The organism is Bradyrhizobium sp. UFLA05-125 (genome assembly GCF_059803515.1).
This window is the reverse complement of sequence record NZ_JBANBJ010000045.1, coordinates 46,346-72,181: the sequence shown is the minus strand read 5'-3', so window position 1 is coordinate 72,181 and position 25,836 is coordinate 46,346. Positions and strand designations below refer to the sequence as shown.

The 25,836-nt window shown below is 64.6% G+C and carries 24 protein-coding genes and 1 pseudogene; 13 read left to right on the top strand and 12 right to left on the bottom strand.

Annotated features, from left to right (window positions below; all coding sequences use genetic code 11):
• The 3 genes and pseudogenes from ispG to SO156_RS30565 form a co-directional block, all read left to right on the top strand.
• Positions 1–229: pseudogene (gene ispG / locus SO156_RS30575) on the top strand (flavodoxin-dependent (E)-4-hydroxy-3-methylbut-2-enyl-diphosphate synthase); the annotation flags it as partial.
• Positions 230–493: 264 nt separating this feature from the next.
• The gene (locus SO156_RS30570; RefSeq protein WP_498537342.1) at positions 494–1,390 is read left to right on the top strand and encodes a TauD/TfdA dioxygenase family protein; all 897 of its coding nucleotides are present in this window, start codon (positions 494–496) and stop codon (positions 1,388–1,390) included.
• Positions 1,391–1,393: 3 nt separating this feature from the next.
• Positions 1,394–2,215, top strand: a complete 822-nt coding sequence (locus SO156_RS30565) for an N-acetylmuramoyl-L-alanine amidase (RefSeq protein ID WP_498537341.1) — start codon at positions 1,394–1,396, stop codon at positions 2,213–2,215.
• Positions 2,216–2,444: 229 nt separating this feature from the next.
• Here the strand turns inward: SO156_RS30565 and SO156_RS30560 are convergent, their stop codons facing one another.
• The 3 genes from SO156_RS30560 to SO156_RS30550 form a co-directional block, all read right to left on the bottom strand.
• Positions 2,445–4,052: a Na+/H+ antiporter gene (locus tag SO156_RS30560; RefSeq protein WP_498537345.1), complete on the bottom strand. Its 1,608-nt coding sequence runs from the start codon at positions 4,050–4,052 to the stop codon at positions 2,445–2,447.
• Between the two features lie 48 nt (positions 4,053–4,100).
• Positions 4,101–4,958, bottom strand: a complete 858-nt coding sequence (bla, locus tag SO156_RS30555; protein WP_498537340.1) for a class A beta-lactamase — start codon at positions 4,956–4,958, stop codon at positions 4,101–4,103.
• Between the two features lie 322 nt (positions 4,959–5,280).
• Positions 5,281–5,655: a nuclear transport factor 2 family protein gene (locus SO156_RS30550; protein ID WP_458148330.1), complete on the bottom strand. Its 375-nt coding sequence runs from the start codon at positions 5,653–5,655 to the stop codon at positions 5,281–5,283.
• Positions 5,656–5,804: 149 nt separating this feature from the next.
• Here SO156_RS30550 and SO156_RS30545 point away from each other — a divergent pair, with 149 nt between their 5' ends.
• Positions 5,805–6,227: a GFA family protein gene (locus tag SO156_RS30545; RefSeq protein ID WP_458148329.1), complete on the top strand. Its 423-nt coding sequence runs from the start codon at positions 5,805–5,807 to the stop codon at positions 6,225–6,227.
• Between the two features lie 180 nt (positions 6,228–6,407).
• Positions 6,408–8,186: a caspase family protein gene (locus SO156_RS30540; protein WP_498537339.1), complete on the top strand. Its 1,779-nt coding sequence runs from the start codon at positions 6,408–6,410 to the stop codon at positions 8,184–8,186.
• A 15-nt stretch (positions 8,187–8,201) separates the two neighbouring features.
• Here the strand turns inward: SO156_RS30540 and SO156_RS30535 are convergent, their stop codons facing one another.
• Both SO156_RS30535 and SO156_RS30530 read right to left on the bottom strand, forming a co-directional pair.
• Positions 8,202–8,882: a DUF1345 domain-containing protein gene (locus SO156_RS30535; RefSeq protein ID WP_458148327.1), complete on the bottom strand. Its 681-nt coding sequence runs from the start codon at positions 8,880–8,882 to the stop codon at positions 8,202–8,204.
• A gap of 129 nt (positions 8,883–9,011) precedes the next feature.
• Positions 9,012–9,935 (bottom strand): polyprenyl synthetase family protein, encoded by a 924-nt coding sequence (locus SO156_RS30530; RefSeq protein WP_498537338.1) that lies wholly within the window; start codon positions 9,933–9,935, stop codon positions 9,012–9,014.
• 161 nt (positions 9,936–10,096) lie between these two features.
• On the opposite strand from SO156_RS30530, the gene mtgA reads away from it, so the two are divergent.
• From mtgA to SO156_RS30515, 3 genes are all read left to right on the top strand, one after another.
• On the top strand, positions 10,097–10,774 hold the full coding sequence (gene mtgA / locus SO156_RS30525) for a monofunctional biosynthetic peptidoglycan transglycosylase (protein WP_498537344.1): 678 nt from the start codon (positions 10,097–10,099) through the stop codon (positions 10,772–10,774).
• Positions 10,775–10,938: 164 nt separating this feature from the next.
• The gene (rpmF, locus tag SO156_RS30520; protein ID WP_024509484.1) at positions 10,939–11,121 is read left to right on the top strand and encodes a 50S ribosomal protein L32; all 183 of its coding nucleotides are present in this window, start codon (positions 10,939–10,941) and stop codon (positions 11,119–11,121) included.
• A gap of 143 nt (positions 11,122–11,264) precedes the next feature.
• Entirely contained in the window at positions 11,265–11,912 is a 648-nt protein-coding gene (locus SO156_RS30515; protein WP_498537343.1) for a hypothetical protein, read from the top strand.
• 81 nt (positions 11,913–11,993) lie between these two features.
• Here SO156_RS30515 and SO156_RS30510 read toward each other — a convergent pair whose 3' ends face one another.
• Complete coding sequence (locus SO156_RS30510) at positions 11,994–12,254, bottom strand: hypothetical protein (protein ID WP_498537337.1); 261 nt, start codon at positions 12,252–12,254, stop codon at positions 11,994–11,996.
• Between the two features lie 234 nt (positions 12,255–12,488).
• Between SO156_RS30510 and SO156_RS30505 the strand changes: the two genes are divergently transcribed.
• Positions 12,489–14,183, top strand: coding sequence for a putative bifunctional diguanylate cyclase/phosphodiesterase (locus SO156_RS30505; protein WP_498537336.1), 1,695 nt, complete (start codon positions 12,489–12,491; stop codon positions 14,181–14,183).
• Positions 14,184–14,344: 161 nt separating this feature from the next.
• On the opposite strand, the gene SO156_RS30500 is transcribed toward SO156_RS30505, so the two are convergent.
• Together SO156_RS30500 and phaR are read right to left on the bottom strand one after the other, a co-directional pair.
• Complete coding sequence (locus SO156_RS30500; protein WP_498537335.1) at positions 14,345–17,212, bottom strand: PAS-domain containing protein; 2,868 nt, start codon at positions 17,210–17,212, stop codon at positions 14,345–14,347.
• Between the two features lie 543 nt (positions 17,213–17,755).
• Complete coding sequence (gene phaR, locus SO156_RS30495) at positions 17,756–18,346, bottom strand: polyhydroxyalkanoate synthesis repressor PhaR (protein ID WP_458148322.1); 591 nt, start codon at positions 18,344–18,346, stop codon at positions 17,756–17,758.
• A 316-nt stretch (positions 18,347–18,662) separates the two neighbouring features.
• On the opposite strand from phaR, the gene SO156_RS30490 reads away from it, so the two are divergent.
• The 3 genes from SO156_RS30490 (at position 18,663) to yddG (ending at position 21,837) form a co-directional block, all read left to right on the top strand.
• Positions 18,663–19,841, top strand: a complete 1,179-nt coding sequence (locus SO156_RS30490) for an acetyl-CoA C-acetyltransferase (protein WP_458148321.1) — start codon at positions 18,663–18,665, stop codon at positions 19,839–19,841.
• Between the two features lie 212 nt (positions 19,842–20,053).
• Complete coding sequence (phbB, locus tag SO156_RS30485) at positions 20,054–20,779, top strand: acetoacetyl-CoA reductase (protein WP_458148320.1); 726 nt, start codon at positions 20,054–20,056, stop codon at positions 20,777–20,779.
• A 176-nt stretch (positions 20,780–20,955) separates the two neighbouring features.
• Positions 20,956–21,837, top strand: coding sequence for an aromatic amino acid exporter YddG (gene yddG, locus SO156_RS30480; RefSeq protein WP_458148319.1), 882 nt, complete (start codon positions 20,956–20,958; stop codon positions 21,835–21,837).
• Here the strand turns inward: yddG and SO156_RS30475 are convergent.
• The 3 genes from SO156_RS30475 to gloB form a co-directional block, all read right to left on the bottom strand.
• The gene (locus tag SO156_RS30475) at positions 21,824–22,510 is read right to left on the bottom strand and encodes a flavin reductase family protein (protein ID WP_498537334.1); all 687 of its coding nucleotides are present in this window, start codon (positions 22,508–22,510) and stop codon (positions 21,824–21,826) included. The genes yddG and SO156_RS30475 overlap by 14 nt on opposite strands.
• Positions 22,511–22,684: 174 nt before the next feature.
• The gene (locus SO156_RS30470; protein WP_458148318.1) at positions 22,685–23,107 is read right to left on the bottom strand and encodes a cupin domain-containing protein; all 423 of its coding nucleotides are present in this window, start codon (positions 23,105–23,107) and stop codon (positions 22,685–22,687) included.
• Positions 23,108–23,116: 9 nt separating this feature from the next.
• Entirely contained in the window at positions 23,117–23,884 is a 768-nt protein-coding gene (gene gloB / locus SO156_RS30465; RefSeq protein ID WP_458148317.1) for a hydroxyacylglutathione hydrolase, read from the bottom strand.
• 108 nt (positions 23,885–23,992) lie between these two features.
• Here gloB and SO156_RS30460 point away from each other — a divergent pair, with 108 nt between their 5' ends.
• The gene (locus SO156_RS30460) at positions 23,993–24,736 is read left to right on the top strand and encodes a methyltransferase domain-containing protein (protein ID WP_458148316.1); all 744 of its coding nucleotides are present in this window, start codon (positions 23,993–23,995) and stop codon (positions 24,734–24,736) included.
• Between the two features lie 66 nt (positions 24,737–24,802).
• Here the strand turns inward: SO156_RS30460 and SO156_RS30455 are convergent, their stop codons facing one another.
• Positions 24,803–25,558 carry a DUF4167 domain-containing protein gene (locus tag SO156_RS30455; protein ID WP_458148315.1) on the bottom strand — a complete coding sequence of 252 codons (756 nt, stop codon included), beginning with the start codon at positions 25,556–25,558 and terminating at the stop codon, positions 24,803–24,805.
• Between the last annotated feature and the right edge of the window lie 278 nt (positions 25,559–25,836).

Below are 25,836 nucleotides of genomic sequence, written 5' to 3'. Positions count from 1 at the left end.
GGTCATGGGTTGCATCGTCAACGGCCCCGGAGAATCCAAGCACGCCAATATCGGCATCTCCTTGCCCGGTACCGGTGAAGCGCCTGCCGCGCCCGTCTTCGTCGATGGCAAGAAGTTCCGCACCCTGCGCGGCCCCGGCATCGCCGCCGACTTCAAGGCGCTGGTGATCGACTACATCGACCAGCGTTACGGCCAGGGCGCCAAAGTGCCGGAGACCGCGGCGGAGTAGCTTCGCTCCGCTGGTGCCCATTCTCCGCTGTCGTCCCGGGGCGCGCGTAGCGCGAGCCCGGGATCCATAACCACAGGATGCCGTTTGGCGAAGGCTGGTGGTTACCAGCTTGCGCTGCAACTCTTTCCTGTGGTTATGGGTCCCGGATCGGCGCTCCGCTTCGCTACGCTTGTCCGGGACGGCGAGTTGAGTTTGCGGCACGCATTGCGCTTCCAACGCCGCGCGCTACCATGCTCCCAGTCAAAACGATCGGGAGAACCCGCCATGAGCTCGCTCGCCGGCAAGCAAGGTCCGCGCTATCGCCACATGGCTGAGGACGGCGCACCGTATGAGACCATCGCCGTCGAAAAGCTGACACCCGTTATCGGCGCGGAAATCTCAGGCGTCGACATCGGCAAGTTAGTCTCCGACGATTCTCGCTCCAACCGCCAGATGGACGAGATCCATCGAGCGCTGACCGAAAACCTCGTCATCTTCTTTCGCGACCAGCATATCACCCCGCAGCAGCATCTCGCCTTCGGCCGCAAATTCGGCGAACTGCATTTTCATCCCGCTGCGCCACATGAGGACGAAGACCCGGCGCTGATGAAGATCTATGCCGACAAGAACTCGCCACGCGCCAATGGCGAAGGCTGGCACTCCGATGTGTCCTGCGATCTCGAACCGCCGATGGGATCGATCCTCTACATCAAGCAGTGCCCGCCGCGCGGTGGCGACACGCTGTTCGCCAACATGTATGCGGCCTATGAGGCGCTGTCGGACCGCATGAAGGCCTATCTCGACGGCCTCACCGCGCTCCATGACGGCGAGCCGATCTATCGCGGGCTTTATGCGAACTACGGCGTTGCCGACAAGCAAACCTATCCGCATGCTGAGCACCCGGTGGTGCGCACGCATCCGGTCACGGGCAAGAAGGCGCTCTACGTCAACCGCGGCTTCACCCGCTACATCAACGGCGTTCCCCGCGACGAAAGCGACGCAATGCTCGCCTATCTCTATCAGCATGCCGAAAATCCGCTGTTCCAATGCCGCTTCCGCTGGACCGAGAACGCCATCGCCTTCTGGGACAACCGCTGCACCCAGCACCGCGCCATGTGGGACTACTGGCCGCACACGCGGTCGGGGACGCGCGTGACGGTAAAGGGCGAGCGACCGGTGTAGCGCTTGCCGTCCGTGAGGGCCATCACTGCAGCGGTCGTTGTTTCGCTTCTTCCGCTGTTGCTCGCGCCGGTCGACGCGAGACATGCCGTGCCGGCGCGGAAGATCGTGCGCGCGAAGCCCAGGCCCAATCCCAAGCCAGCGCCTGAAAAATGCGAGCCGGCCAGATTTCGCATCGTCGTGGACGTCGGACACACCGCCCAAGCGCTCGGCGCGGACAGTGCGCGCAACGATCCCGAGTTCGCGTTCAACTTACGGCTTGCGAGGCTCGTCGCGGAGAAACTGAAGTCGGAAGGTTTTGCCACGACGCGTCTGCTGGTCACGGAGGGGAGGGCGAGGCCGAGCCTGTTCAAGCGCGTCAACGCCGCCAACGACTGGCGGGCCGATCTCTTCCTGTCGATTCATCACGACGCGGTGCCCGACAAATTCCTGGAGGAGTGGGAGTTCGAAGGCGCCAAGAGCCATTTCAGCGACCGCTTCTCCGGCTATTCCCTGTTCGTCTCGCGGCAGAACCCGCGATACGCAGCGAGCCTTGCGTTCGCCCGGCTTCTCGGCAGGGAGCTGAAGGCGCAGGACCTAACTTACGCGCACCAGTACACCCTGCCGCTGATGGGCCGCTATCGTCATGAGCTGCTGGATAAGAATGTCGGCGTCTATCGTTTTGACCAGCTCATCGTGCTCTCACGCACGAGAAGCGCCGCGGTCCTGCTCGAGGCCGGCTCCATCATCAACCGCGACGAGGAAATGGCGATGAACTCACCGGCGCGGCAGCAGGTGATTGCGGCGGCGGTTGCCACGGCGATGAAGGAGTTTTGCGAGAAGCGGTAGTTGCAGCTTTCGCGATGACGGCGCTGCTTTTGCGCAATCCCTCCCCGCTGTCGTCCCCGCGAAGGCGGGGACCCATAACCCGAGGGAGTAGTTTGGCGAAGACTGGCAACCACATTTCGTGCCACAACTCCTGCTTGTGGCTATGGATCCCGGATCTGCACTCCGCTTCGCTGCGCTTGTCCGGGACGACAGCCGAAGGCGCGGCTGCATTGAGCACCAAATGCACACCCTACAGCGGCACCCTCTGAAACTCCCGGTTCGCCAGACTCGCTTCCTCCAGATCGAGGTCGCGTTCGATCCGCCGCCTCGCCTCATCGGTGATCTTGCCCTCACGCAAGAGTTCGTGGATGAACCTGCGCTCTGCGGTGATCAGCTCACGCGTCAGCGTGGTGCCGGCGGCAGAGACGTCGTCGCGGTTCGGGTCGAGCGACTCGGGGAGCTGGCTGGCGCGGATTTCGTGCCGGGCGCGCAGCAGGTGCACCACCTCGTCGGACAGCTCCTTCTCCTCGGCGAGTGTATCGAGCGACCTCAGGGCTGCATCGAGCGCCTGGCGCCGTGCGGCGATCTCGGCCTCATGCTCGGCGACATGCTCGGAGCGGCCGGCTTCGGCCACGCCGAGCCATCGCACCACCTTGGGCAGGCCGAGGCCGACGCCGACCAGTGTGACGAAGATGACGCCGAAGGCGACGAACAGGATCAGGTCGCGATAGGGGAAGGCCTCGCCGCCCGGCAGCACGAAGGGCAGCGCCAGCGCGGCCGCGAGCGACACTGCGCCGCGCACGCCAGTGAAGGCCAGCGTGAACACCCATTGCCAGGGCGGCGAGGGATCGCGCCGGCGCAGGCTCTCGCTCAATATCCGGGGCAGGTAGGTCGCGGGATAGACCCAGGCAAAGCGCGCGATCACCACGATGACGACGACCACGCCGGTCGCAATCAGGATCTCGTCGAGCGGAAATGCCTTCGACTGCTCGTAGAGCGCGCGCATCTGGAAGCCGGTGAGCAGGAACAGGATGCCCTCGATCAGGTAGATCACGAGGTCCCAGAAGAAGATGCCCTGCAGGCGTGTCGCCGAGGAAATCCATAACGGCCCGTTCCAGCTCACATAGAGCCCGCAGGCGACGGTGGCGATGACGCCGCTTCCGCCGACATGCTCGGGCAGCCAGTAAGCGAGGTAGGGCGTGATCAGCGATAGCGTGATCTCGACCTGCGGATCCCTGGCCCATTTGCGGGCGCGCAAGGAGAGCCAGCCGACCCCGATGCCGTAGGCGACCTCGCCAGCGATGATCAGGAAGAACTCGCCGGTCGCAAGCGGCAGCGAGAAGCTGCCGGTCATGATTGCGGCCAGCGCGAAGCGGTAGAGGATCAGCGCGGTGGCGTCGTTGGCGAGGCCTTCGCCTTCGAGCACGACCAGGATGCGGCGCGGCATGTGCAGCTTGCGCGCGATCGCGAGTGGCGCCACCACGTCGGGGGGCGCGACGATGGCACCTAGCAGGAATCCGGTGGTCCAGGGCATGCCGATCAGGAAATGCGCAGCGGTTGCCACCATCGCCGCGGTGAAGATCACGCAGCCGACCGCGAGCAGCACGATGGGGCGCAGATTGTTCCTGAACTCGCGCCAGCTCATGGCGACGCTCGCCGAATAGATCAGCGGCGGCAGCACCAGGAGGAGCACGAGCTCAGGCGGCAGCTCGACCCGCGGCATGCCCGGTACAAAGGCCAAGCCCACGCCGGCCAGCATCAACAGGATGGCAGGCGCGATGTTGAGCCGCCGCGCCACCAGCGCCGTGCCGGCGAGCACCCCGAGCAGGATGAGAAAGACCTGAAACCGCGCTTCCACCATGCTTTCACTTGGCCCGGAAGCGCGGGCGAGGTCAATGCGGTGCGATCATGCCAGCCGCGCGGCGACCATATTCCCGATGGCAGCGAACACGGCCTCGATCTGCGCGGCGTTCGGCGTGCCGCCCTGAGTGTAGGCCGCAATAAGGATCGGGGTATCGGGCTTCGGCCACGCCACCACGATGTCGCCGGAGGCATCCTTGCCATTGTTGCCGGTCTTGTCGCCGATCCTCCAGGTTCCCGGCAAGCCGGCGCGTAGCCGTTTTGCGCCGGTCTTGCAGTTCACCATCCACTCGGTGAGCTGCGTGCGCGAGGCCGCGGTCAAGGTTTCGCCGAGCACGAGGTGGCGGAAATTGCCGGCCATGGCCGTGGGCGTGGTCGTGTCGTGCGGGTCGCCCGGCCGCGAACGATTGAGCTCGGGCTCGTTGTGATCGAGCCGCGAGGTGGCATCGCCGAGCGAGCGCCAGAACGCGGTGAGTGCCGCCGGTCCCCCGATCCGCGCCAGCAAGAGGTTGGCGCAGGTGTTGTCGCTGAGCTCGACGCTGGCCTTGCACATGTCGCCGACCGACATCGTGCCTTTCGACAGGTTCTCCTTCGCTACCGGTGCATAGTCGAGCAAGTCGGCCTGGCCATAGCCGATCATCGCCGCAAGCTGGTCCTCGCCGCGATCGACCCGCGCCAGAACGCAGGCAGCAAGTGAGGCCTTGAACGTAGAGCACATGACGAACCGCTCGTCGGCGCGCCAGGCGAGCTTTTTGCCGGAGCTGAGGTTTTCAGCATAGAAGCCAACCTTGCCGCCGCTCTCGCGCTCATAGGCTTGAAGCGTCGGAGGTGCCTCCTCGGCCAACGCGGGCCCAGCGGCCATGCAGCACAACGAGACGAGCAGCGAACGACGATCGAGAATCATGGGAATCTTTCAGGTGGATTGGTATGTGGCATTGCAGAGATGCCCGTGACCGCGATCACGATGCATCCGCGAGGTGTGTCATCGATGGCTCGGACAAATCTATGGCACACCGTCGCTCATCGCGCTGGTGTGAATGCGTCGCTGCGAGATGCAGTAGCGCAGCGCGCGACCTCTCCCCAGCCGTCATTGCGAGGAGCGCAGCGACGAAGCAATCCAGACCGTCTCCGCGGAAACGGTCTGGATTGCTTCGCTTCGCTCGCAATGACGGAAATTGGGGAACGCCTTCGAGTGCGACGTCCATCGTCTTCTCGGCCGCCGCCTCTCACTCCTTCAGATCATACCGATACGACTTCGACACGATCTGCCAGCCGTCGGCGAGCTTCATCGCCACGAGATAGTCGGTGAAGTAGCGTGGCGGCAGTTGGCATTTGACCTTGATGAAGGCGGTCTTGTCGTCCGAGCGGTCGATGGTGACGATGAAATCCTCGCGCGGCTTGCCTTCCGACTTTGCGGAAGCCCGCTTGCGCACCCAGGCGAGCCAGTCCGGCACCGTCAGGATCTTGAGCTCGCCCTTTTCTACCCAGCGCAGATCGGCGGAAGGGTGAAACACCGTGCCGAGCTTCTCGGCGTCGCCTTCGTAGAGCGCGTCGAAATAATCCTGCACCACGGCCTCGACACTCGAACGGTCATACCCCATGCTTCTCTCCTTCCCTGGCACGTTGGCGCGACGAGAGAGCGTAGGGCGGGCCTCGCGAAACCGCCAGCGTTTTGCTCGCAAAAAGCTGATCGGCACGGGCTGGCCGACCCGCTAGATTGTCATGCCGCATTCCACGCTGGAGAAAGATCGTGACAAGCACGACGAGCCGTCGCCGCCTTGCCGGGAAATGCTACTGCGGCGCCGTGCAGTACGATGTCGCGGATGAGTTCGTCTATGCGCTGAATTGCCATTGCTCGGACTGCCGCCGCACCACCGGCTCCGCTTTCAAGCCGTTCGCGGGGATCGAGCGGCACAAGCTCCGCGTGGTCGCGGGCGAGGATGCGCGGCTGATCTTTGGCGACGAGATGACCCACGACGCGCATTGCGCCCGCTGCGGCTCTTTGCTCTATTCGGTGGTGCGCGAGGGCCAATGGGTCCATGTCACCATGGGAACCCTGCTCGACGACCCCTCGATCCGCCCCACGGCGCACATGTTCGTGGGCTCCAAGGCGCCCTGGTACGAGATCACGGACAATCTGCCGCAGCACCGCGGGCATGTCGGAGCCGGCTGAGGGCGTGAAACGCGCCAGGTCCAACGAACCGCTACCCATTTGGCGAGACTAACGAAAAGGGTTTTGCGCGCGAGCTGTCGCACGGCCGTTCGTGACCTCCGTCACAAGCGGGCGACACGGATGTTGCTAGGTAGGCCCAAAAGGGTGCCGAATTCTCCCTTGAGCTTTGGAAGTCCCGTCATGCGCAGCCTGTTCAGATTTTGTCCGCTTTTCCTCGCGCTCGCGCTGCTGCTCGGCGTCGGGCCAGCCTTTGCCGCCAAGCGCGTTGCGCTGGTGCTCTCCAATTCCGCCTACCAGAATGCGCCGCAGCTAGCGAACTCCGACAATGACGGGGCCGTCATCGCGAAGACGCTGAAGGAGGCCGGCTTCGATGTGGTCGATGCCCGCCACGATCTGCCGGCGCTGGAGACCCGCCGTGCGCTGCGCGAATTCGCCGATTCCGCCCGCGATGCCGATATCGCCGTAGTCTACTATGCCGGCCACGGCATCGAGGTCGATGGCGCGAACTATCTGATCCCCGTCGACGCCAAGCTCGAGCGCGACACCGACGTCTATGACGAAGCGCTGTCGCTCGACCGCGTCCTGGTCGCGATCGAGCCGGCCAAGCAGCTCCGTCTGGTGATCCTCGATGCCTGCCGAGACAATCCCTTCGGCAAAACCATGAAGCGCACGCTCGCTACTCGCGGGATCGGGCGTGGCCTCGCCCAGGTCGAGCCGACCAGCCCCAACACGTTGATCGCCTATTCGGCCAAGGCCGGCTCCACGGCGCAGGACGGCGACGGCAGCAACAGCCCGTTCACGATCGCGCTGTCGAAGCATCTGACGACGCCGGGTCTCGACGTCCGCCGCGCCTTCGGCTTCGTGCGCGACGACGTCTTGAAGACCACCAACAACAAGCAGGAGCCGTTCGTCTATGGCTCGCTCGGCGGCGACGACGTGCCGCTGGTGCCGGCCAAGGTCGCGGCTGTTGCGCCCGCCCAGCCTGCCGTCAATGCGCAGGCTGAGGTGCGCCGCGACTACGAGCTTGCGCTTCAGGTCGGCAACAAGGCGGCGTGGGACGCGTTCCTGGTCCAGCATCCCGACGGCTTCTATTCGAGCCTGGCAAAACTCCAGCTCGACAAGATCGCGGCCGAAGAGGTCCACGCGGCGGCAGCCGCAAAGGCGAAGCAGGCGGAAGCCGAGCGCGATCGTCTGGCAGCAAGCGGGGCGCAGAAGGATGCGCAGGCCAGGGCCGAGGCCGATGCGAAGGCCGCCGAGCAGGCACAGCTCGCCGCGCAAAAGGCCAAGGAGCAGGCGCAGCAGCAGGCGGCCGCCGCCGAGCAGCAGCGCGTCAATCTGGCGGCCGCGACGCCCGAAGCCTCGACCACCAAAGCCGATACTCCCGGCACAAACGTTGCCGCGCTGACGCCGAACGCACCTGCCGATCTGACCCGCTCGGTGCAAGCCGAGCTCGGCCGTGTCGGCTGCTTCTCAGGGCAAGCCGACGGCAACTGGAACATGGCCTCGCAGCGCTCGCTGTCACAGTTCAACCGCTATGCCGGCACCAAGCTCGACGTGAAGGTGGCAAGCGCCGATGCGCTCGACGCGGTCAGGGCGAAGCCGTCGCGGGTCTGCCCGCTGATCTGCGACCACGGCTTCAAGGCTGACGGTGACAAGTGCACGAAAATCGTCTGCGGCGACGGCTTTGTGCTGAACGACGACAATGAGTGCGAGAAGAAGCGCGGCAAGCAGCCCGCGAGCGCCGCGAAGCGCGATGACGGCCAGCAGCAGGATCGCCCCGCAAAACAGCGTCCGCCGGCCGGTGCCGCCGCGGCGGCGGCCGGCGGACGCGCTTCGGGAGGCAGCGGTCAGATCTATTGCAATGACCTCATCTGCCGCCCGGTCAAGCGCGGCTGTCATCTCGGATATCGCGGTGGCGGCGGCTATGGCGCCGACCCCAATCCGGAGATTTGCGACTGATCCCGTCCTCGCGGATTAGGGCGCGATCGCGCTCGCCGCGATGTTCACCGTCAGCGCCAAGAGCGCCGTGTTGTAGATGAACGAGACGATGCCGTGCGCGGTCGCGGTGCGGCGGATGGTCTTGTCGGTGATGCCGACGTCCGAGACCTGTGCGGTCATGCCGATCACGAAGGAAAAATAGACGAAGTCCCAGTAGTCGGCGTGGTCGTGCTCGTCACCGCTCGGAAATTGCAGGCCACCCGGCTTGGCGTGGCGGTAATAGTCATGGGCGTAATGCAGCGCGAAGGTCGTGTGGACCGCGGCCCATGAGAGTCCGATCGTGGCAATCGCGAGCGAAAGCTCGGCGACGCCGCGATGGGTGCCGAGTTCGGCAACGATGACCGCGATGCTCGCGAAGGCGCCCACCGCTATCACCAGCAGCAGCACGAAGCGGCCGTCGTCTTGCATGATCGCGGCCCGGCGGATGTGGCTATGGTCCTGATTCAGCATCATGCTGTAGACCAGCACGAGATAGACCGTGATCAGCGCATCCCAGCCGATCAGAAGCCGCGTCACCAGCCGGAACGAGCCGGGCAGCAGCAGGCCGACCAGAATGCCGGCAGCGAGCGCGATGAAGGTCCGCGGCCGCGCATACACCACGCGCAGGGGCCGCGACATCTTGCGGAAGCGGATGAGGACGGGATCGTCTTTGTCCATCGCAGCTATCGCTCCCGAGACGGAAGGTTACCGTCGCAGCGGCGGTGGTGCGCTCCCTCGCCCCGCAAGCGGAACGAGGTGACGTGTTCGCCGCTGACGGACTGTCCCAATCAACTCGTGTCCTGCGGACTAGTTCTTCCGCTCGGCCACGAACCGCGCGGCAGCCTGCAGCACCGCGGCGCGATCACCGAAGATCGAGACGTCGGCGTCCGCGCGCGCGAGCAGGTCGCGCACGCGCTGCTTGGCGCCCTCGATGCCGAGCTGGGTGACGAAGGTGGTCTTGCCGAGCGCCGCGTCCTGGCCGGACGGCTTGCCGAGAGCTACCGCATCGCCCTCGACGTCGAGCAGGTCGTCGGCGATCTGGAAGGCTTCGCCGAGCGCGCGGCCGTAATCGTCGAGCGCCTGGTACTCCTTCGCGGAGGCTTGTCCCAGGATCGCGCCGGCGATGCAGCCATAGCGCAGCAGCGCGCCGGTCTTCATCTGCTGGAGCCGCGCGACGTCGACCGGCTCGCGATCGCCGAAGCGTCCTTCGCCGGCGAGATCGAGCATCTGCCCGCCAACCATGCCGCCTATGCCGGCGCAGCGCGCCAGCGCCCGCGTGAGCAAGAGCCGGACATTGGCGTCGCGATGGATCTCGTCGCGGGTGACGATGTCGAAGGCGAGCGTCAACAGGCCGTCGCCGGCGAGGATCGCTGTGGCGTCATCGGTCTGCTTGTGCAGCGTCGGCCGACCGCGGCGCAGGTCGGAATTGTCCATCGACGGCAGATCGTCATGGATCAGCGAGTAGCAATGGATGCATTCGAGCGCGGCACCCACGAGCAGGGCAGCCTCGCGCGGCACGCCGAACACCGCGGCGCTCTCGACCACCAGGAACGGCCGCAGGCGTTTGCCCCCGCCGAGGCTCGAATAGCGCATCGCGTCCATCAGCCGCTTGGGGCGCGCGATCTCGTCTGGCAGGATGTCGTCCGACAACAGCCTGGCCAGCAGGGCCTCGGTATCGTCAGCGGTCTTGTCCAGGCGTTTGGCGAAATCGGACGGGGGCGTGCCGGTCATCAAGAAAGGCTCCAGAACTAAAATTCGGCCGGACAATCCTTTATGCGAGCCGCTTCGTCAATCACTTGGAACGCCTTAAAACTGCTGGAAAAGGCCCGAATTATCACAGGCTTAATCGCTGGACCCGTTCATCACTTCCATTGTGGCGCAGGACAAGGTCGATTTTTCGCATCGTCAAAACCCTGGCTCTGGTGCTTACGGTCACGGCACTCCTGCCCTACGCAATCGCGCCATTCTACCGCACCGGACACCCGGTCTCGACGCTGATGGCCTGGCGCAGCTTGCGTGGCGCGCCGATGCAGCGGCAATGGATCGATCTTTCGGCGATGTCGCCTTATTTGCCGCGCGCGGTGGTCGCGGCCGAAGATGCCCATTTCTGCAAGCACCACGGCATCGATTGGGGCGCGCTGCGCGAGGCGATCGACGACGCGCAGGAGGACGGGACGCCGTTCCGCGGTGCCTCCACGATCACCCAGCAGGTGGCCAAGAACCTGTTCCTCTGGCAGGGGCGGGATCCGATCCGGAAAGTCCTGGAATTCCCGCTGGCGCTGTGGATCGATTTCGTCCTGTCCAAGCCGCGGATCCTGGAGATTTATCTCAATATCGCCGAGCTCGGGCCGCAGGGGCAGTTCGGGGTGGAAGCGGGCAGCGCCTATGCCTTCGGCAAGTCCGCCGCCAGCCTTTCGCCCCGGGAAGCCGGACTTTTGGCCTCGATCCTGCCAAATCCGGTCAAACGCAGCGCCCGCGCCCCGGGGCCGGGGGTGCGACGGCTGGCGGTGACCTATATGGCGCGGGCGCAGGCTGTTTCGACCTGCTGGCGGGAAAATCGCGGATTTTGAGCCCATTCCGGGCGCTTTTTCCGGTCCAAAACCCTAGCTTTACGAACAGCCTTCCTCTATAAGCCCGGCCTTGATCGGCATTCAGCTCGCCCCGTATTGCGGGTGCTGAGCCGTCCGGAAGGCCGGACGATGCCCCGAACACCAATCCCTAGAGGATATTGATAATGGCCGTTCCGAGAAGAAAAACCTCGCCGTCGCGCCGTGGCATGCGCCGCTCGGCTGACGCGCTGAAGAAGCCGACCTATGTCGAGGACAAGGACTCCGGCGAGCTCCGCCGCCCGCACCATCTTGATCTCAAGACCGGCATGTACAAGGGCCGGCAGGTCCTGAAGAAAAAAGAGTCCTGAGGCCGGCGTATCGACAGGCGGGGCGACTTTTCGTCTGCCTGGATTCGGCCAATCAGTGAGTTAAGACGGTGACGGCGGCGGAGCAAACGCTTCGCCGCCGCATTGTCCTGCCCGGACGTCACGATCAGGAAGGCGCACACGCGATGGTCGGTTTCCCGCTGCTTCTCATTCCGCTCGCGGTCTACAACATCATCGTGTTCCTGATGCCCACCGTGTCCTTCACGGATGTGCTGTTCAAGGTGCCGATGATCACCGGCGAACTGTGGCCGGTCACGCTGGGCGATCTCCTGCTCGCGCTCGGAATCGTGCTGCTGCTGCTCGAGGTCGTGAAGGGCGCGCGGCCCGGCGCAAAATTCCTGATGGATCATTTGCTGTCGCTGATCGTGTTCGGCGCGGCCGTGGCCGAATTCGTGATGTGGCCCAAATTCGGCAACTCCATCTTTTTCCTGCTGGTACTGCTCGCGATGGCCGATTTCATCGGCGGCGTCGCCCAGCGCACGCGTCGTCGCGCCTATGTCACCGAGGCCGCACCGGCACCGCGCAAGGCCCGCCGTCAGGTCGAGGAGCAGGCGGATGAACCGGTCGTCGAGCCGCGCATGGCGCCCGCGCCGCAGCCCGTACCCGTAACGCCACCCGCGCCCGCGCCGTCGGCGCAGTCCGTCGCCGAATCCGTGCTGATGGATCCCCCCGCGCCGAAGGCACCGCAAGCCTCGCCCTCGCCGGAGATCCCTTCGCCGCATCTCCAGCCGAGCAACGGCACGCCGGGGTCGCCGGATACGCCACAGCGCTGATTTGAGATCTTGCGAGTTGCCTGAACCGCCGCCGCATCGGCGGTGCGCTGCTCGCCCCGCTTGCGGGGAGAGGTAAGAGACTCACGCCACCTGGCGCGTCCTGGCGGTCACGCTTCCCAGCATCTGCCTGTGGCCATAGGCCAGCCTCGCATCCGCAGGGCTCGCCCGACGCAACCGGCTTGTCTGCGGCAGGTGCTCAGCATTGGCGATGAGCTGGGTGACGAAGCTCGGGTCCGGGCGCGGCAGCACCACTTTATGCGTCCATTCGAGCGTTGGGGTCAGCGGGACCAGGGCGGTCCCCGTGCCGCCTTCCGCTTCCTCTGCTCGATCCGTACTCACCATCGCAAACACCGTTAATCCGGCTCAAAATCCGGCGAGACTGTCGCGTTTCGGGACGCGGGCCGCCGTGCGTGTGAGGTACTCGCAAGGTCTATGCCGGCCGGGCCGTTCTGGTTCCGGGCCAGCTTCGAAACGTGGTTTCCAAATTGTTTATGAACTTTGCCTAGGGTCAAAGCCGAATCTCGCTCTATCCTCAGGACCGTGAGTCCGTCTCCGCTGTCCCGAAACGAGGCGCCCTTGACCGCTGCCCTGCCGCAAGTCTCCGACATCCTGGCCTCCCTCGGTGAGGCCGTCTTCATCTGGGATATCGCGAGTGATGCGATTCAATGGGGTGAGCAGATCGGCTCCGTCTTCCCTGGCATCCCCGCCGAGCGGCTGGCGACCGGCGCCGAGTTCGCCCGCCTGATCGAGCCGTCGCAGTCGCTGCGCACGGCCGCGCTTGCCCAGTCGCCGGCCGTGCACGGCGCTGACGGCACGTCCTACCGAACTGAATACGGCGTGCGCATGAGCGCCTCCGATCCCATGGTCTGGATCGAGGAGACCGGCCGCTGGTTCGCAGGTCCCGATGGCCGGCCGGTCCGTGCGGTCGGCGCGGTACGCATCAACAATGAGCGGCACGCCCGCGACGAGGAGCTTGCGAAGCTCGCCCGGCTCGATCCCTTGACCGGCGAGCTCAACCGCACCCATCTGATCGCGGCGCTCGCCGAGGCGATCGAAGAGTCCGTGCGCTTCCGTTCGGCCTCGGCGTTCATGCTGGTCGGCATCGATCGTCTCGCCCGCGTCAACGACGCCTTCGGCTTCGATGTTGCGGACGCCGTGATCCTCGACGTGGCAAAACGCCTTCGCGCGCGGCTTCGCGGCGGTGACGTGCTCGGACGCTTCTCGGGCAACAAGTTCGGCCTGATCCTGAAGAACTGCACGGTCGACGACATGAACGTCGCCGCCGAGCGCTTCCTCGCCGGCATTCGCGACGAGGTGGTGCCGACCAAGTCGGGCCCGGTTTCGATCACCGCATCGATCGGCGCGGTCAGCGTTCCCCGCCATGCACGCAATGCCGACGAAGCGATCAACCGCGCGCACGAGACTCTCGACGCCGCCAAACGCCGCCGCGCCGGCTCGTTCGGCACCTGGCGGCCGAATGCCGAGCGCGACGCACAGCGCCGCGTCAACATCCGCGTCACCGACGAGATCGTCACCGCCTTGAACGATCGCCGCATCGTGCTCGCCTATGAGCCGGTGGTCTCGGCCGCGACCCGCGACGGCGCATTCTATGAGTGTCTGGTGCGGATGGAGCAGGGCGACGGGCGGACGCTGCTCGCGCCCGACATCGTGCCGGTGGCCGAGCGGCTCGGCCTCATCCGCCTTGTCGACCACCGCGTGCTCGAGCTCGTGGTCGCCGAGCTTGCCGCCTCGCCCGAGGTCCGGCTCAGCCTCAACATCTCGCCTGATACCACCATGGATCCCGACTGGTGGGCGTCGATCGAATCGCTGATGCAGGCCCATCCGGGCGTTGCCGAGCGGTTGATCGTCGAGATTACCGAGACGGTGGCGATCCAGGATATCGACGACGTCCGCGCCTTCGTCGGTCGTCTCAAGCATTTCGGCAGCCACATCGCCATCGACGATTTCGGCGCCGGCTACACCTCGTTCCGCAATCTGCGCAAGCTCGGCGTCGACATCGTCAAGATCGACGGCGCCTTCGTCCAGAACATCACCCGTTCCGCCGACGACCGGGCCTTCGTGCAGACCCTGATCGATCTCGCGCGCCGCCTCGACATCAAGACCGTCGCCGAATGGGTGCAGGACGAGGAAGCAGCAAGCATGCTGCGCGACTGGGGCTGCGACTACATCCAGGGAAGGCTGATCGGGCTAGCGTCAGCCGCCCGCCCGTGGGGCACGTCGCAGGACAGCGCAGTACCCGTGGCCGGGTAGCAGCCTTACGATTTGGCGCCGAAGCCGCAGGGTGGGCAACGCGAAGCATGCCCACCACTTCTGCCGCAATGGAGGAAGGATGGTGGGCACGGCGCAGGCGCGCCTTTTCCCACCCTACGATTTCGGTGTGGCGGGGTAGCGATCGTACCCCATGCAAGGCCTCACGCCACTTGCCTGATCGCGCTCAGACGCTCGATCGTGCGGCCGACCTCTGCGGCCGGGCATGGCTTGCCGAAATAAAATCCCTGCACGGCGGTGCCGCCGCAAGCGCGGACGAAGTCGAGTTGCTCTTCGGTTTCCACGCCTTCCGCCGTGGTCTCGACGCCGAGCACCGAGCCGAGGCTGGCGATGGTGCGGACGATGGCGATGCTTTCCGGGCTTTCGCCGAGGGTGCCGACGAAGGAACGGTCGATCTTGATGCGGTCGAACGGAAACTTGCGCAAATAGCTGAGCGAGGAATAGCCGACGCCGAAATCATCGAGGCTGACGCGCACCCCCAACGCGCGGAGCTGATGCAGGATCTCGATCGTCGCCTCGCTGTCATCGAGCAGGGCCGTCTCGGTGACCTCGAGCTCGAGCCGATGCGGCGCAAGGCCCGCCTCCGCAAGCGCACTCGTGACCATTGCGACGAGGCCGTGCGAACGGAACTGCACCGGCGACAGGTTCACCGCGATGCTCATGTCCGGCCAGCCCGCCGCCGTCGTGCACGCCGTGCGCAAAACCCATTCGCCGATTGGAACGATCAGCCCGGTCTCCTCCGCGATCGGAATGAACTCCGCTGGCGAGACCATGCCGCGCGAAGGATGTTTCCAGCGCAGCAGCGCCTCGAAGCCGGTCAGCTCGGATGTGTCGAGGCGAACCTGCGGCTGGAACATCAGTTGAAATTCGCGCCCCCCGAGCGCGCCGCGCAAATCTGCCTCCAGCGCATGCCGCGCGCGGGCCTCTTCCTCCATCGCAGGCTCGAAGATCTGATAGGCGCCGCGTCCCTTGGCCTTCGCGCCATAGAGCGCGAGGTCGGCGCACTTCATCAGCTCGTCAACGTCCAGCCCGTGATCGGGCGCGAGTGCGATGCCGATGCTGACGCCGACATGGACCGACTGATTTTCGAGCGGTGGGGGATGGCCGATGATCTCGATCAGGCGGCGCGCCAGCTTTTCGGCCGCTTCCGGCTGCGGCCCGCGCTGGATCAGCGCGAATTCGTCGCCGCCGAGCCGCGCCACGGTGGCGTGCTGGCCGGCCTGCTCCTTCAGCCGCGCAGCGACCCAGCACAGCAGCTGGTCGCCGGCGGCGTGACCGAGGCGATCGTTGACGGTCTTGAAATTGTCGAGGTCGAGGTACAGCACGGCGATCGCGCCGCCGGCGGTCGCGACCTCGTTCAGGCCCTCGCTCATCTGCTCACGGAACAGCACACGGTTGGGCAGGTCAGTCAGCGAATCGTGCCGCGCCATATGCGCAACGCGAGCCTGCGTCTTGTGGCGCTCGGTGACGTCCTCGTAGGTCACGACCCAGCCGCCATGTGACATGCGGGTGTGGTTGAGCTTGATGATGCGACCGTCGCTCAAATGGCGGTGCAGCGTGTGCGCGCCCTCGCGCAGCCGCTCGAGATAGTCGGCATAGAGTGCGGCCGCCGTCGTGTTCGGGTTGATACCGATCGCACAACTATGCTCCATGATCTCTCGCATCGAGACACCGGGCTTCACGATCTCGGGCGACAGGCCGAACATCTCGATGTAACGCGTGTTGCAGACGATGACCCGCAGATGGCTGTCGAACATGCACAGCCCCTGGCTCATGTTGTTCAGCGCCGCGTCGAACCGGCGGTACTGCTCACCGAGCTCCTCGACCGCGCGCTCGCGCTCGGTGATGTCCTCGTAGGTCGCGACGAAGCCCCCCTCGGGCAGCGCGCAGTAGCGTACCGAGACGACGGTGTCGTTGGCCATGCTCCGCCGCATCGACGAGTCGTCGCGGCTCGCGATGCGCGCGCGGGCGGCTTCCAGGATCTGCTGGGGACTGTACTGGGATGCGAAGGCGCCATTCGCCATCGACCGCTCGATCAGCTCGGCCAGATGCGTTCCGGGCCTGGTTTCCTCGACCGACAGCCGGTAGATCTCGCGGTAGCGGTTGTTGCAGACCTTGAGCCGCATGTCGCCGTCGTAGAAGGCGAGCCCGTGCGCCATGTTCTCCAGCGCCGCGTCGAGCATGAAGTTCTGCTGCTTCAGCGCCTCCTCGTACCGCAGCCGCTCGGTGACGTCTTCGTGCACCGTCACCCAGCCGCCGTCTGGCAGAAACCGTGATATCGCCTGCAACATTCGACCGTCGCAGCGCATCACGAGCACGGCGTCCGAATTCTTGGCGCGCACATCGCTCATCCGCCTGTCGTGGAATTCCTCCGCGGACATTCCGGGCAGATTGCCGCGCGACATCCAGTGCGCGATTACCGCGCTGTGTGACACGCCGGGTTTCACGATGTCGGGGTCGAGGTCGTAGAGGCGCAGAAACCGCTCGTTGCAGACGACGACGCGGCCTTGCGCGTCGTACATGATGAGACCGTGCGACATATTGGTGAGTGCATGCTGGCTGCGCTCGGTCTGCACGCGCAGTTCCGCCTCGAGTCGGTCGAGACGGGTGACGTCGTCGCAGATCGTCATCCAGCCCCCCTCGGGGAGCGGCTTCAGATCGAGCGCCAGAACCAGTCCGCTGGACGATCGTTGCTCCGTCCGGAAGGCCTTGCCGCTCGCGATCAGGGCCACGCGCTCCTGATAGAGCTTGTCGATCTCGCTCGTTGGAAAGTTGCCGCGCGAAGCGCTGTGGGCGAGCACCTCGCGATAGCTCGTCCCGGGACGCACCACCTCGGGCGACATGTCGAAGAGGTCGACGTAGCGGCGGTTGAACAACACGATCCGATTGTCGGAATCGTAGACGCAGACACCCTGCTCCATGCGGTCGAGCGCAAGCTGGCTCAGCGCGAGCAAGGCTTCGGGCCCGTGCTGGACGCTCGCGCGCGGCTCTGTCGTGCTGGGCGTCGTCATCGGCAAGGGCGCTTCGTCGGGAGCGGGACAATGAACGGGCGTAATCGGCGAGGCGAGCTTAGACCGCCATCGGGGAAAATTGTCTTAAACGCTTTAGTTTACGGACCGTGACCGCGGGTGCGAATTTTGCAACTGATCGTCGGGCAAATGACTGCGCGGAAAGACTCTGGATTGCTTCGCTGCGCTCGCAATGACGAGATCGAGGCACGCGTGTGCCATACCCAAGGTGTCATCGCCCGACTTGCCGCCTACGCTGAAGCTTCGGCGAGCCAAGTTCGCGAGCTTCGTCGGAGCCTTGGCGGAGACGGGATCAGGCGATCCAGTATTCCAGATGCGGTGACTAATACGGGGAAGCCGCAGCGTACTGGATTCCCCGCTTTCGCGGGGAATGACAGCGGTGGGCGGGAAAGCATGGCCCGCAGCAATAATGGTCGGGGGTAATAGGTCCTGGCTTTTCGCCAGGACGACATTGTGGGTGCATCAAGCGTGAAACGACGCTTGGCGTGCCTGCGGGACCTCCGCGGACACGCGCCTCGAAGGCGCCTACTCCTCCTTCTTCGACATCCGCTCGAGGCGCTCCTGCATGTCCTTCATCTGCTGGCGCAGTTCGTCGATGTTGTCGCTCTTCGGTGCCTCGCCGTTGGTCTCGGGCTCAGGCTCCGGCGTCGCGGAGCGCTGCGGGGTCGCGAACGGCTTGAACATCGAGAAGGTCTGCTGGAAAAGCTCCATGTTGCGGCGGACCTGCTCCTCCAGCGGCGCAAAGGGCGTGCCGGACAGGGTGTTGGCGAGCTGCTTGCGGAATTTCTCCTGCTCCTGGGTCAGCGTCGCGAGCGATTGCTCCAGATATTTCGGCACCACCATCTGCATGCTGTCGCCGTAGAAGCGGATCAGCTGGCGTAGGAAGGTGGTCGGCAGGAGGTTCTGGCCAGCCTTGTTCTCCTGCTCGAAGATGATCTGGGCGAGCACGGAGCGGGTGATGTCGTCGCCCGTCTTGGCGTCATACACCAGAAAATCCTCGCCTTCCTTCACCATGGCGGCGAGGTCTTCCAGCGTCACATAGGTGCTCGTTCCGGTGTTGTAGAGCCGGCGGTTCGCGTATTTTTTGATTGTGGTGGGTTGGTCTGATTTCGCCATGGGCTCTCACTTGCAAACGCTGAGAACGGGAACCCGGCGGGCTATGCCGCAGGGCGGGAAGAGTACGCAACGCAACAAAATAAGCATTTTCAAAGGGCTCACGCTACCGTTTTGTGCGCCACGGTTAATTGCAGAGCAAAAACTTGCGTGCGAAAGCGACAGATGCGCTATTCTGAGTGCGCTGCGGCATGAATCTGCTCCTCGGCCGATTGACATGCCGCAACGACGTTAACAGGATGCCGGGTGAGACTGGCGAGCCTTTTATCGTCGCCTGCCTGCCCCCATTTCAAAAGAACTCAAGCCCCAGGAGATGCCCATGTCAGACGATGTCGTCATCGTCAGCGCCGCCCGCACCCCGGTCGGAAGCTTCAACGGAGCCTTCGCGACCCTTCCCGCCCACGACCTCGGCGCGATTGCCATCAAGGCCGCGCTGGAGCGCGGTGGCATCGAGCCCGGCCGGGTCTCCGAAGTCATCATGGGCCAGATCCTGACCGCAGGTCAGGGCCAGAACCCGGCCCGCCAGGCTTCGATCATGGCCGGCATCCCCGTGGATAGCCCGGCTTGGGGTGTCAACCAGCTCTGCGGCTCCGGCCTGCGCTCGGTCGCGCTCGGCTATCAGGCGCTGGTCAACGGTGATTCCGACATCGTGGTCGCCGGCGGGCAGGAGTCCATGAGCATGGCCCAGCACGCCCAGCACCTGCGCGGCGGCGTCAAGATGGGCGCCCTCGAATTCGTCGACACCATGATCAAGGACGGCCTGTGGGATGCCTTCAACGGCTACCACATGGGCAACACCGCCGAGAACGTGGCCAAGCAATTCCAGATCACCCGCGCCCAGCAGGACGAGTTCGCGGTCGCTTCGCAGAACAAGGCCGAGGCCGCGCAGAAGGCCGGCAAGTTCAAGGACGAGATCGTTCCGGTCACCATCAAGACCCGCAAGGGTGACGTGGTGGTCGACAGCGACGAATATCCGCGCCACGGCGCAACCCTCGATGCGATGGGCAAGCTGCGGCCGGCCTTCGAAAAGGACGGCACGGTGACGGCCGGCAACGCATCCGGCATCAATGACGGCGCCGCTGCCGTCGTGCTGATGACCGCGAAGCAGGCGGCCAAGGAAGGCAAGAAGCCGATCGCCCGAATCGTCTCCTGGGCGCATGCCGGCGTCGATCCGAAGATCATGGGCACCGGCCCAATTCCGGCCTCGCGTTTGGCGCTGAAGAAGGCTGGCTGGAACGTCGGCGATCTAGATCTGATTGAAGCCAACGAAGCCTTCGCCGCGCAGGCCTGCGCCGTCAACAAGGACCTCGGCTGGGATACCTCCAAGGTCAATGTCAATGGCGGCGCGATCGCGATCGGCCATCCGATCGGCGCGTCCGGCGCGCGCGTGCTGGTGACGCTGCTGCACGAGATGCAGAAGCGCGACGCCAAGAAGGGCCTCGCCACGCTGTGCATCGGCGGCGGCATGGGTATCGCCATGTGCGTGGCACGCGACTGAGAACGGGTGCATTGCACGCGGCTAAAAAGGGTAGCGGTTGCAACTCAAATATTCTTCGCAACCGCGTCAGCCTCGACTAAAGACAAACGCCCGGCGTACTGCCGGGCGTTTTGTTCTTGATGTCCGTCAATCCACCCGCATAATCCGTCAGTAAAAACGATCACTCAAATCTCTAGAAGCGCCCAAGGAAACGTCGAGGGAAGGAATACAATATGGCACGTGTTGCATTGGTCACGGGTGGTACGCGCGGTATCGGTGCTGCGATCAGCAAGGCGCTGAAGGCGGCCGGCTACAAGGTCGCGGCGAGTTATGCCGGCAATGATGCGGCGGCGGAGAAGTTCAAGGCCGAGACCGGGATCAACGTCTACAAGTGGGACGTCAGTTCCTTCGACGGCTGCGCCGAGGGTGTGAAGAAGGTCGAGGCCGAGGTCGGCCCGGTCGACGTGCTCGTCAACAATGCCGGCATCACCAAGGACGGCGCGTTCCACAAGATGAGCCTCGAGCAATGGAATGCCGTGATCGGCACCAATCTCGGCTCGCTGTTCAACATGTCGCGCCAGGTGATCGAGGGCATGCGTGCGCGTAAATTCGGCCGCATCATCAACATCTCCTCGATCAATGGCCAGAAGGGTCAGTTCGGCCAGGTGAACTATTCCGCGGCGAAGGCCGGTGAGATCGGCTTCACCAAGGCGCTCGCGATCGAGAACGCCAAGGGTGGCGTCACCGTGAATGCGATCTGCCCGGGCTACATCAACACCGAGATGGTGCAGGCGGTGCCGAAGGACGTATTGGAAAAGGCGATCCTGCCGCTGATCCCGATCGGACGCCTGGGCGAGCCCGAAGAGATCGCCCGCGCGGTGGTGTTCCTCGCGGCCGATGAGGCCGGCGCCATCACAGGTTCGACACTGTCGGTCAACGGTGGCCAGTACATGGTGTGATACGCAAGCATCACACGCGGCCATACCAATAATATCGTCATGCCCGGGCTTGTCCCGGGCATCCACGGCCTTAAAACCATCGGCCTCCAACCCACGTGGCTGGCCGGGCATAGGCGAGCGGAAGCGACGCCGTCCTTCAGATGGCTAAGCCCGGCCATGACGAGAGTATGTGGCTGATGACTCCCCGCACCGCGACGCTGATCGGATTGACAGCAATCCTGATGTGGTCCCTGCTCGCGGTGATGACGGTCGCGACCGGCAAGATCCCCGCGTTCCAGCTCGCTGCGATGACATTCGCGATCGGCGGCCTCGTCGGTCTCCTGACTTGGATCGGCCGCAGCGGAGTGGCAGCGAGTCTGCGCCAGCCGCCGGTCGTGTGGGCCGTCGGCGTCGGTGGCCTGTTCGGCTATCACGCGCTCTATTTCCTGGCGCTGCGCTTCGCGCCGCCGGCCGAAGCGGGCCTGCTCAATTATCTATGGCCGCTGCTGATCGTGCTGTTTTCGTCCTTCTTGCCGGGCGAACGTCTCGCCGTGCATCACGTCGTCGGTGCCGTGCTCGGCCTTGTCGGCACCGTGTTGCTGTTCGCCGGCAACTCGTCTGGCTTTGCGCAGGGCCAGTTGCCGGGGCTGATCGCCGCCTTCATCGCGGCGTTCGTTTGGGCCAGCTATTCGGTGCTGTCGCGCCGATTGAAAGCCGTGCCGACCGATGCGGTCGCCGGCTTCTGCCTTGCCACTTCGCTGCTTGCCGCATTGATGCATGCCACGCTCGAGACCACGGTGTGGCCGGAGACCACGCTGCAATGGCTCTCGGTGATCGCACTCGGTGTCGGCCCCGTGGGCGCGGCATTCTACGCCTGGGACATCGGCATGAAGCGCGGTGACATCCGCGTGCTCGGCGCGGCGTCCTACGCAACACCGCTGCTCTCGACCGCCTTCCTAATCGCTGCCGGCTTCGCCAAAGCCAGCGCCAGCATCGCCATCGCCGCGATCCTGATCGCCGGTGGCGGCCTGATCGCGGCGAAGGACTTGCTGTTGTGGAAGCCGGTCAAGCCGCGCTAGGCCGCCAGCCCGGCGGCCGGTACATCGCTTCCGGAATCTGTCCAAGCTCGGAGCGCTGCAGCCGCTCCGGCGTCAGGCCATAAAACTGCTGGAAGCTCATGATCAGCGGTCGCCACTTGTCGGGATCGATGCGGTGATTCTCGCCCTCCATCATGATGGCGGGATGCGCATGCACGCGCGTGATGCGCACCTCGATTGCGGTCAGATGGCCGCGAAAGATCTCGTCGTCCTGCGCCATGTCGTGGACATGCGCGAGTTTCGCCTCCATCTGCACCGGACATTCGGCGACGCGCGGCGCCGCGACCGTCTCCGCCGCCAATGCGGTCAATCCGCTGACGCCGAACTTGTCTCGCACGTAGCGGTAGCCGCGCCAAGCCTTGGCCGGCGGCACCGGATCAGAGCCGGTGGTCCGCGCCAGACGATCGACGGAGCCGACGAGACCGGCGGACGGCAGATTGAGCACGCACTCTCCGGTGCGAATCATGTTGGCGGTCGTCTGCGATTCCCGCGCGAGCCCGAGCATGCAGCGCCAACCCACCCACCAGGCCGAGGACATCGGCGCGAGATTGTAGGACCCGTCCGCATTGGTCGTGCCGATCAGCACAACAGGCGTTCCGAAATAGAGAATGGCCGGTTCGATCTGAATGTGTGAAGTGTCGAAAGTGCCGTGCATCGGTCGCTCCTGTTGTGAGGAGCGACGTGATAGGGCGTGCGACCGGCGGTTCCCACCCGATTTCCGATCGCGTCTAAAGCGCGATGAGATTAGGATAAATCGTCATCGCGCTTTAGGTTGTAGTTTGAGCATGATCTTTTCGGAAAACCGCTTCACACTTTTCCGGATCATGCTCTACGGCTCCCAGCCCTTCGGCGCGAGCTCGAATTTTGCGAACTCGAAGGCCGGTGCCACGGTGCAGCCGACCAGCGTCCATTCGCCTGATGTCTCGGCCATCTGCCAGGCATCTGCCGGCACGATCGCCTGCGGACGTTCGCCGTGCGCGAGATCGGTGCCGAGCCGCACCTCGTGCTGCGAGCAGCCCTCATGCGCAATGCGCAGCGTCAAGGGGCTGCCGGCGTAATAGTGCCAGACCTCGACCGCATCGATGCGATGCCAGTGCGAGCGCTCGCCGCGCGCCAGCAGGAAGTAGATCGAGGTCGAGCGTGAGCGTCCCTGCGCGTCGGTCGTCTGGTCGCGAAACGTCTCACGGTAATGCCCGCCCTCGGGATGCGGTCTCAGCTCCAGGCGCGCGATGATCTCGGCTGCGGTCGGCATCGATCCCCGTCAGGACTTGTTCTTGCGTTCGCGCAATTCGCCGAACACCGTGGCGCCATCGGCACCCTTCATGTGTAGCTTGGCAGCAACCGAGGGGTCATCGGCGCGCAGGAACACATTTGCTCGCTTCTCATCACCAAGCAGTGAGGGGATCGTGGGCTTGTTCTCGGCGCGGAGCCTGGTCACCTCTGCCGCGCGGGCCTGCAGTGCGGGATTGTCAGGCTCGATGGTGAGCGCGAACTTGACGTTGGAGGCGGTGTATTCGTGGCCGCAATAGAGCTTGAAGTCGTCGGGCAGCGCCCGCAGCTTCAGGAGCGAATCCCACATCATCGGGTAGTTGCCCTCGAACACGCGACCGCAGCCGATCGAGAACAGCGTGTCGGCGGCGAACACCGTCTTCTCCGCGTCGAACACGTAGGAGATATGGTCGAGTGTATGACCGGGGGTCTCCAGCACGCGCGCAAGCAGGCTGCCGACCTTGATGACATCGGCATTGCCGACGCGCAAATCGACATTGGCAATTTTCGTCGTCTTGTCATGCGGCGCGACGACGCGGCAGTTATATTTCTGCTTCAGCTCGGCGACGCCGCCGACATGATCGCCGTGGTGATGGGTGATCAGGATGTCGGTGAGCGTCCAGCCCTCGCGCTCCAGCGCCTGCAGGATCGGCCCGGCTTCCGGCGCATCGATCGAGGCGGTTGCCTTGGTTTCCGCATCGTGGATCAGATAACCGAAATTGTCGTTTAAACAGTTGAAAGTACGAATTTCGGTGGCCATGACATCTCCCTCGCGCTCAGCCCCGGCAAACAGATATGGCGTTAACGGTACGCAGGCAACGCAATATTCCGCGCGCCCTGGCCGCCGGGCGCATGTTACATTGCGGCCATGAGCATCGATGTCATTGATCTACGTGACTTCTATTCGCGCCGCCTCGGGATCGTGGCGCGGCAATTGATCAATCGTGGAATCAGGGAACGTTGGCCGAAGGCGGAGGGGCAGCGGGTGCTCGGCATCGGCTATCCCACCCCCTATCTCGGCCTGTTCCGCGAGGACGCGGAGCGCTGCATCGCCTTCATGCCGGCCGCTCAGGGCGTCCTGAAATGGCCGACGGGGCGGCCTGCGCTGGCCTCTCTGGTCGATGAGTTCTCGCTGCCGTTGCCGGATGCCGCGGTTGACCGCATCCTGCTCGTCCATGCGCTCGAAATCTGCGACGATCCGGCGGCGCTGCTGCGCGAGGTGTGGCGGGTGCTGGCGCCGTCGGGCCGCGTCATTGCGATCATTCCGAACCGGCGCGGGGTGTGGACTCGCACCGAGAACACGCCATTCGGCCATGGCCGGCCGTATTCGCGCGCACAGATCACCGACCTGTTGCGCCAGACCTGGTTCACGCCGACGGCATGGGGCGAGGCGCTGTTCATGCCGCCCTATGCCGGCGGCTGGCTGTTGAAATCGGCACTGATGTGGGAGCGCGCGGGTGCCGCGCTGTCGCTGCCGTTTGCAGGCGTGCACATCGTGGAAGCGACCAAGCAGGTCTATCGCGTGATCCCGGCGAAGCGCGAACGCGCCCGGCTAATTCCATCGCTCAAACCCGTGCTGGTGCCGTCCTCGACGACGGTGACGCGGAGCTGACAGCAAAACGCCCCGGCGAGCCGGGGCGTTTTTTGTGTCGGATAAATCGAAGCGCGCTTTTAAGGCTTACTCGCCGGGCGCGAGATCGTCGCTCGAGGCGGCGGCCGGCGCTGCCTCGCGGTCGGGGCGCGGACCATGCGGCCGGCGGCGCCGCCGCGGATAGCGTTCACCGCCACCGCTGCCTTCGAATCCGCCTTGGCCGCCATTGACCTGCGGCTGCGCGCCGGTGATGAAGGAGGGCAGGCGATCGACGCTGCCGGCATCGGCAATCACCGGCTGCGGCTGGTTCTGCGGTTGCGGCTGGGCCTGATATTGCGGCTGCGGACGGTCGCGATCGCGATGCTCGCGCGGCTGCTGCTGGTCGCGCTGATAGGGCTGGCCCTCGCCACGCTGGTGGTCACGCTGATGGTCGCGGTCGCGCACATAGGGCTGTTGCTGCTGGGGCTGCGGCACGAAGCCGGGCTCCTGGCCGAAATTGGAGAAGGTCTCGCCATCGTCATCACTGTCGTCGCTGACGACGACCTCTTCACCGCCGCGCGGCTGCTGCTGGTTCTGGCGGAATTGCTCCTGCGCTGCGGCAATCAGGCGGAAATAATGTTCGGCATGCTGATAGTAGTTCTCGGCCGCAACCGGATCGCCAGAGGAGCGCGCGTCGCGCGCGAGCTGGAGATATTTCTCGGCGATGTGCGAGGCGGTGCCGCGGATCTTGATGTCGGGTCCGTTGGACTCGTAAACCCGGGTCATCGGGTTCTGGCCGCGCCGGTTATTGTTGTTGTTGTTGTTCCGGTTGCGCATCCGCTGCTTGTTCTGACCGTTTCTCATGTCCTGCCTTTAATTCCAGCCCTTGAAAAGTTCGTACGCGTTACTGCTGTTGAGAGTGACCTAAATTGCTGCGGCGCAGGTTTGGCACACGCACCGCGCGCGGCTCGAATCCCTGCCGACGTCCCGACCAAGGTCCCTGCCGATGTCGTTGACCTTCGCGTTCAACAAAGACGCGTTCCCCACCCGCCGGCGCCCGTCGCCAGCGAACCCATTCATTCTGCCTGCCGAAACAAGCCCTGGTTTCTTGCGTAAATCTTCAAGCGCAATATCAGGCTTTC

What these genes read in the sequence shown, in the direction of transcription:
- SO156_RS30475 (WP_498537334.1), bottom strand. Translation starts at nt 22,510, where the DNA reads ATGCACGGCACTTTCGACACTTCACACATTCAGATCGAACCGGCCATT.
- SO156_RS30530 (WP_498537338.1), bottom strand. Translation starts at nt 9,935, where the DNA reads ATGACCGGCACGCCCCCGTCCGATTTCGCCAAACGCCTGGACAAGACC.
- SO156_RS30515 (WP_498537343.1), top strand. Translation starts at nt 11,265, where the DNA reads ATGGTCGGTTTCCCGCTGCTTCTCATTCCGCTCGCGGTCTACAACATC.
- SO156_RS30540 (WP_498537339.1), top strand. Translation starts at nt 6,408, where the DNA reads ATGCGCAGCCTGTTCAGATTTTGTCCGCTTTTCCTCGCGCTCGCGCTG.
- phbB (WP_458148320.1), top strand. Translation starts at nt 20,054, where the DNA reads ATGGCACGTGTTGCATTGGTCACGGGTGGTACGCGCGGTATCGGTGCT.
- SO156_RS30500 (WP_498537335.1), bottom strand. Translation starts at nt 17,212, where the DNA reads ATGACGACGCCCAGCACGACAGAGCCGCGCGCGAGCGTCCAGCACGGG.
- bla (WP_498537340.1), bottom strand. Translation starts at nt 4,958, where the DNA reads ATGATTCTCGATCGTCGTTCGCTGCTCGTCTCGTTGTGCTGCATGGCC.
- rpmF (WP_024509484.1), top strand. Translation starts at nt 10,939, where the DNA reads ATGGCCGTTCCGAGAAGAAAAACCTCGCCGTCGCGCCGTGGCATGCGC.
- SO156_RS30460 (WP_458148316.1), top strand. Translation starts at nt 23,993, where the DNA reads ATGAGCATCGATGTCATTGATCTACGTGACTTCTATTCGCGCCGCCTC.
- SO156_RS30570 (WP_498537342.1), top strand. Translation starts at nt 494, where the DNA reads ATGAGCTCGCTCGCCGGCAAGCAAGGTCCGCGCTATCGCCACATGGCT.
- SO156_RS30490 (WP_458148321.1), top strand. Translation starts at nt 18,663, where the DNA reads ATGTCAGACGATGTCGTCATCGTCAGCGCCGCCCGCACCCCGGTCGGA.
- SO156_RS30510 (WP_498537337.1), bottom strand. Translation starts at nt 12,254, where the DNA reads ATGGTGAGTACGGATCGAGCAGAGGAAGCGGAAGGCGGCACGGGGACC.
- SO156_RS30535 (WP_458148327.1), bottom strand. Translation starts at nt 8,882, where the DNA reads ATGGACAAAGACGATCCCGTCCTCATCCGCTTCCGCAAGATGTCGCGG.
- phaR (WP_458148322.1), bottom strand. Translation starts at nt 18,346, where the DNA reads ATGGCGAAATCAGACCAACCCACCACAATCAAAAAATACGCGAACCGC.
- gloB (WP_458148317.1), bottom strand. Translation starts at nt 23,884, where the DNA reads ATGGCCACCGAAATTCGTACTTTCAACTGTTTAAACGACAATTTCGGT.
- SO156_RS30550 (WP_458148330.1), bottom strand. Translation starts at nt 5,655, where the DNA reads ATGGGGTATGACCGTTCGAGTGTCGAGGCCGTGGTGCAGGATTATTTC.
- SO156_RS30455 (WP_458148315.1), bottom strand. Translation starts at nt 25,558, where the DNA reads ATGAGAAACGGTCAGAACAAGCAGCGGATGCGCAACCGGAACAACAAC.
- yddG (WP_458148319.1), top strand. Translation starts at nt 20,956, where the DNA reads ATGACTCCCCGCACCGCGACGCTGATCGGATTGACAGCAATCCTGATG.
- SO156_RS30470 (WP_458148318.1), bottom strand. Translation starts at nt 23,107, where the DNA reads ATGCCGACCGCAGCCGAGATCATCGCGCGCCTGGAGCTGAGACCGCAT.